Here is a 6104-nt window from a genome sequence, read left to right as displayed (position 1 = left end):
TTGACCAGGGAAATCGGAATTTTGATGGATATTATTAACCTGCGCCATTTACTAGCGGGTTATTAGCCCTGTCTACAAAAAGTATATACTGCTTCTATGATTTTTTAAATTGAATATCAAAATAATAATTTATGGATAGAGAGCAGTTATGAACGATTTATCACTCCAAGAATTACCTGAGTACCAGAGCTTTTTAATACAAGCTATGCAACAGATTACTCAGGCTCGTATTAAAGCAGCTCATTCGGTTAATAAAGAACTAATAATGCTTTATTGGTGGCTTGGGGAGCATATAGTAACCCAACAAAATACTTATGGTTGGGGGAAATCGTTTGTAGAAAAGTTTTCTTTAGATTTAAAAAAGCAGTATTCAGATGCTAAGTTTGGCTTCTCTCCACAAAATTTATGGTACATGCGTCAGTTTTACCTTGAATATAAAGATAAGCCAAATCTCCAACAGCTTGTTGGAGAAATTCCTTGGAGTCAGAATTTAATTATTTTAAGCAAGATAAAAGATGACAATGAAAAGTTATATTATTTATCTGCCGCAAAAGAACAATCTTGGAGCAGGGAAACATTAAGAGAGCAAATTAACTCACAAGCTTATCAGCGACATTGTTTATCAGAGAAAAACCATAACTTTAAAAACACCTTACCTCAAGATTTAGCTCATCAAGCTCAACAATCAATGAAAGATGTGTATATGTTCGACATGCTTGGTATTACTGAACCGTTAGTTGAGGCTGAAATTGAACGTAGGATGGTGGAAAAGATCAAAGATGTTATTTTAGAGCTTGGCTATGGCTTTAGCTTTATAGGTAATCAATACCGTATTGTTACCCCAGATTCGGAATACTTTATTGATTTACTTTTCTATCATCGCAAACTGCAAGCACTAGTTGCTTTAGAGCTAAAACGATCTAAATTTAAGCCGGAATACGCTGGTAAAATGAATTTCTATTTAAATTTGTTAGATGATTTTGTTAAAGAACCTCATGAAAATCCATCCATTGGTATTATTTTATGTGGTGATCATAGCAAGTTTGACGTGGAATATGCGCTACGAGGTATTGATAAACCTGTTGGGGTAGCAGGGTATCAATTAACACGTGATATACCTAAACAGTTGAGAGATGCTCTACCTGATGCAGATCAATTAGAAGAAAAAATCATGTTTGAATTGGGGCTGGATAATGAAAGCCAAAATTAATAATACGTTATTAAAGAAATTAGTTCCCCAAGAAAAAGAGTATGAGGTACATGATACTGATTTAAAAGGATTTATTCTTAGAGTCTTTCCCTCTGGAACAATGCGCTATGTCTGTCAGTATAAACGTGGCGGCAAGATTAACATTGGGACTGTAGGCGTGATCACTCCGGCTCAAGCTCGAGAAAAAGCAGTCGAAATCTTAAATGACTTTAATAAAGGGGTTGATCCGAAAGCTAAAAGAGGAAGTAATAAACCTAAAACGCTAGGAGAGTTCTTTGAAAATGAATATAAGCCTTGGGTTTTAACTCATCATAAAAGAGGTGATAAAACGCTTGCTACAATTATACGCTGTTTTGATAAATTATTTTCCAGGTCTTTGGAAGAAATAACACCTTCGATTATAGAGCAATGGCGGATCAAACGATTAAATGAGGGTATTTCTAATGCAACACTTAATCGAGATATTGGTACATTAAAATCCTTATTTACTAAAGCAGTAGAATGGGGGGTTATTAAAGAAAACCACTTAAAAAATTTGAAGCTTTCTAAAATTGATAGAGCACCTAAAGTACGTTATTTATCTTTTTATGAAGAAAGGAGTTTACGGCAAGCTTTAGCTGAGCGAGAAAAGCAATTAAAGCTAGATCGAAGAAGAGGGAATGAGTGGAGGCAAGCACGTGGATATGATTTGCTGCCGGAGTATGAAGGAAATGATTATTGCGACTATCTAGCACCAATGATTTTGATTTCAATTAATACTGGGCTGAGGCAAGGGGAGCTATTTCATTTAACGTGGGAAATGATTGACTTACAAGAACGCTCTATAATTATCGCTGGCGAAATAACAAAGAATAATAGTTCTCGTTATATTCCTCTTAATGAGGAAACTTACAAAATAATTAAGCAACTCTTTGATAAAAGCAGTTTAAAAAAAGGATTGGTGTTTCCAAGTAAAGATAATAAACCTTTCAATAATATTAAACGATCTTGGACAACCATTTTAAAAAAGGCGCAAATAGCTGAATTTCGATGGCATGATTTACGACATCACTTTGCTAGTAAACTGGTTATGGCTGGTATTGATTTGAATACGGTAAGGGAGCTATTAGGTCATTCTGATATAAAAATGACGTTAAGATATGCACATTTAGCGCCAGAGCATAAAATTAAAGCGGTGAACAAAATCAATTGGATTGATTAAAATATTCTATGCTTCCTATAACTCTCCAATGATGCGTTGCAGAGAGTTTCTGAAGTGTTATGTTACAGGGCTTTCTCTTTAGGAGTAATAGTCGAATATGATTGAAGTTTTTATAACATTAACAGCGTTGCTATTAGCTTTTTTTGCTCTTACTAATCCAGTCATTCAATTTAGATTAAATATGAGTTGGCTTAATATGCGGCGATTTTATTGGATATTAGCATTCCTTGGTTTAATTGCGATACTATATCTACCATGTAAATATTTTCTCGTTAACAACGCCAAAATACTTAGAAGTACCGCAAATTACTATAACTTGTTTATAAGTGAAGTTAATTATAATTTATTCTTTGATTTAACTTTATGGCTATGGAGCTTTTCCTTAGTTGGATTATGTCTTTTTCTTCTTTCTAAAATTATAACTCCTGTAAAATTTAGTCGAAGAAATTCAAAAAGTTTTTTTGAGCAATCGAATTTGATCATTTCAAGTGGAATGGGAGAGGCGATCGGGAGCTTAACTGTAGAAGTTTCTCCAAGTATTCCTAGAATATTTGATCTAGCGGCAAGCAGTGTTATTCAGCACGCTAAAGGGACCACTTGGTCATCACATAAAGGGACCATCCCATTAGCAGTTAATGGGACCACCTAAACATCAGTAAAAGGGACCATTACGTCATCAGCTAATGGGACCGTCCAACCTATCAAACTTTGGTTAAAAACTGACATAATTTTCTCTGTTAATTCTAGTAATGGAGGAAAAGGATGTCGAACCGGAGATTTGAGATGTATGAATATTTATTAATTATCACTCAACTAAGACAAGGGGCCACACTGAGAGGCTTAGCCCGAGAGCAAGTAGCTGATAGAAAGAAATTAAGAAAGATACGCGATGTTGCCTTGGCGCGGGGTTGGTTAGAACAAGATAAACCATTACCCACAGAAGAAGAGTTATCTTTGATTTTTAAAAAGAGCTTTTCAGTAGACATACCCAGTATAGCGCCATACCGAACCCGGATTGAAGAATGGATGATACAAGGAGTCCAAGCCAGCACCATCTATGCTCATTTACAGCAAGCCCATGGTTTTAAAGGCAGCTACAGCATGGTCCAGCGCCACATTAAAACGCTGAAAGACAAGCAAAGACCTGTAACCACGATATTGGACTTTAATCCTGGAGAGTCAGCGCAGGTTGATTTTGGGCAAGGACCAAAACTCATTAATGAACATACTGGAGAAGAACAAAAGACCTGGATATTTGTGATGGTACTGTGTTGGAGCCGTCATATGTATGCAGAGATAGTATACCATCAAGATGTGAGAACCTGGCTGGCCTGTCATAGACGCGCGTTCGAATGGTTTAATGGGGTTCCAGGAAAAATCATTATTGATAATGCAAAATGTGCCATTACAAAAGCCTGTTACCATAACCCCTGTGTACAGCGTGCCTATGGAGAATGTGCGGCAGGATATGGTTTTATTATATCCCCCTGTCCACCCTATGACCCACAGAAAAAAGGGCGAGTAGAATCGGGTGTAAAGTACGTTAAAAATCGTTTTGTTCCATTACGTCAATTCAGAAACCTGGTGGATGCAAACCAGCAGTTAACACGCTGGCTTTTGGAGGAGGCAGGCCTTCGTATTCATGGTTCAACTCATGAAAAGCCTTTAGTCTTGTTTGAAATCGAACAGCCTAAGCTGAAACAACTTCCTCATCATTCACCGGAGTTTGCTGTATGGGAAAAAGTAAAACTACATGGTGATTGCCATGTTCAGTATCAGAAATGCAGATATTCAGCACCTTATCGCTTAGCCCGACAAGAACTTTGGCTCAGAGCAACAGATACCACAATTAGGCTGTATTTTAATCATCAGCTTGTGGCTTTGCATCCACGATTAGAAATTGCAGGAACCAAACATACTCTGGCAGAACATCTGCCTCCTAATGCCTTAGCTTATTCAATGCATGATGCTCAATGGTGTTTAAAACAAGCCTCTGAGGTGGGTGGTCAATGTTCTACTGCAATCCAAGGACTTCTAAATGACTCGGTTGTTGATTACTTGCGAGCAGCTCAAAGCATTTTAGGGTTGCGAAAAAAATACGGTGATGAACGTTTGGAAGCAGCTTGCCGCAGGGCTCTTGCCTACCAAAGTGTTTACTACAAAACAATTAAATCGATGTTAGAGGTTGGAGCAGAACAGCACGCGCTACCTCAGGAAAAAGAAACCGCATTAGCAGAACCCTACTCGGGAAAAGGAAAGTTCTGCCGAGATGCCTCTCTTTTATTACACTAACCTTAACCGGAGAATAGATAATGACACATCCAATGCCAGAGCTCTCTAACCAGTTAAAGCAGCTTCGATTATCACATATTGCCGATAAACTACAATTGCGTAACCGTGAGGCCATAGAGCGAAAGTTAAGCTATCCTGAATTCCTTGCTTTGCTATTGCAAGATGAACTTCTAGGGCGGGAAAATAGAAAATTAAGAGCACGTATTAAACGTGCTCACTTAAGTGGCGATAAAACCTTGGAGTCCTTTGACTTCGATTTTAATCCCAAAATTAATCGCGCCCAAGTCCAAGAACTTGCTTCTTGCTCCTTTATTGCAGAAAAGGTCCCCGTGCTTATCGTGGGGCCTTGCGGGACCGGTAAGTCACACATTGCCCAAGCCATCGCTCACTGCGCTATTCAAAGAGGCATTGATACCTTGTGGCTTTCTCAAACTCAAATCTTTAATGAGCTCCAAGCTGCTCGTGCGTCAGGGCGCTTTGATAAGAAGTTCTCTGAGCTAATTAAAATACCTTTACTTATTGTCGATGACTTTGGCTTAAGGCCTCTTCGAAATCCACAAGATGAAGACTTTCATGACTTAATTTCTGAACGTTACGAGCGCGCTTCAACGATCATTACTTCTAATCTGGATTTTAGTGAATGGGGCTCTGCTTTCCCCAATCGACTGCTTGCAGCAGCAACTATAGATCGCTTAAGACATAACGCCTATAGGGTCACTTTGGATGGCCCTAGCTTTAGAGGAGAACGAGTAACTAAAAAGCAAAAATAATAGGTTATAATTTAAGAAAAAGTGATAGTGTTTGATAGGGAGTTTTAACCGTTTTAGGCGGTCCCATTAACTGCTGATCGACGGTCCCTTTAGCGTGCTGAATGACAAGCAGACCATCAAAAGCACAATACTACGCATATGAGTTATTAGAGTTGTTCTCAGATGAGCTATTTTGTAACCATATAATTCATCATAATCCTATAGCCTTAACTATTATTTTTGATAAGGTAGCAAAAGTCGATGAAAATTTATATCCAGTTGGTACCAACTTAGTGAATAAGCTTATTGCTTTAATGATTACACAGCCTGAATCCCAATTAAATAGAGAGAAGCACTCTGGTGAGGGAATAGGGCGATTGGGCGTTTTTAAAGAATTAGTCTTTGGCAATGTAAATTTTATAAAAAGTCCATACCTCCCTTTATCAGCACCATTTGCGAATAAAAAATCCTCTTTTAATTCACAAGGAATAAATAAATATTTTGAAATAATAGAATTCACCTTAGAACGATATTTAAGAGGGTACGATAATACCCCAGATGTTTTTTTCTCCGCGTGACATGGTCTAATAGAAGCGACCAACCCAGTTAAGAGATATAATGTTCTTAATTGGAGGAAAAGATGTTAACACGA

The 6104-nt window shown here is 37.7% G+C and carries 6 protein-coding genes; all 6 read left to right on the top strand.

Annotated elements, in window-relative coordinates:
• The first annotated feature begins 148 nt into the window (after nucleotides 1-148).
• The 6 genes from ACQY7T_RS02780 (at nucleotide 149) to ACQY7T_RS02755 (ending at nucleotide 6030) form a co-directional block, all read left to right on the top strand.
• Nucleotides 149-1210 carry a PDDEXK nuclease domain-containing protein gene (locus tag ACQY7T_RS02780; RefSeq protein WP_428411193.1) on the top strand — a complete coding sequence of 354 codons (1062 nt, stop codon included), beginning with the start codon at nucleotides 149-151 and terminating at the stop codon, nucleotides 1208-1210.
• Nucleotides 1194-2411 (top strand): phage integrase, encoded by a 1218-nt coding sequence (locus ACQY7T_RS02775; protein WP_428411192.1) that lies wholly within the window; start codon nucleotides 1194-1196, stop codon nucleotides 2409-2411. The genes ACQY7T_RS02780 and ACQY7T_RS02775 overlap by 17 nt, the downstream gene beginning before the upstream one ends.
• Nucleotides 2412-2508: 97 nt before the next feature.
• Complete coding sequence (locus ACQY7T_RS02770; RefSeq protein WP_428411191.1) at nucleotides 2509-3060, top strand: hypothetical protein; 552 nt, start codon at nucleotides 2509-2511, stop codon at nucleotides 3058-3060.
• A 113-nt stretch (nucleotides 3061-3173) separates the two neighbouring features.
• Nucleotides 3174-4703 (top strand): IS21 family transposase, encoded by a 1530-nt coding sequence (gene istA / locus ACQY7T_RS02765; protein ID WP_428411190.1) that lies wholly within the window; start codon nucleotides 3174-3176, stop codon nucleotides 4701-4703.
• Between the two features lie 20 nt (nucleotides 4704-4723).
• Nucleotides 4724-5473, top strand: a complete 750-nt coding sequence (istB, locus tag ACQY7T_RS02760; RefSeq protein ID WP_428411189.1) for an IS21-like element helper ATPase IstB — start codon at nucleotides 4724-4726, stop codon at nucleotides 5471-5473.
• 101 nt (nucleotides 5474-5574) lie between these two features.
• Complete coding sequence (locus ACQY7T_RS02755; RefSeq protein WP_428411188.1) at nucleotides 5575-6030, top strand: hypothetical protein; 456 nt, start codon at nucleotides 5575-5577, stop codon at nucleotides 6028-6030.
• Nucleotides 6031-6104 lie beyond the last annotated feature (74 nt).

Origin of the sequence: Legionella sp. (assembly GCF_965140895.1) — a bacterium.
GTDB lineage: Bacteria > Pseudomonadota > Gammaproteobacteria > Legionellales > Legionellaceae > Legionella.
Note: the sequence above shows the minus strand (reverse complement) of the source record. Positions and strands in the feature narration are given on the sequence as shown.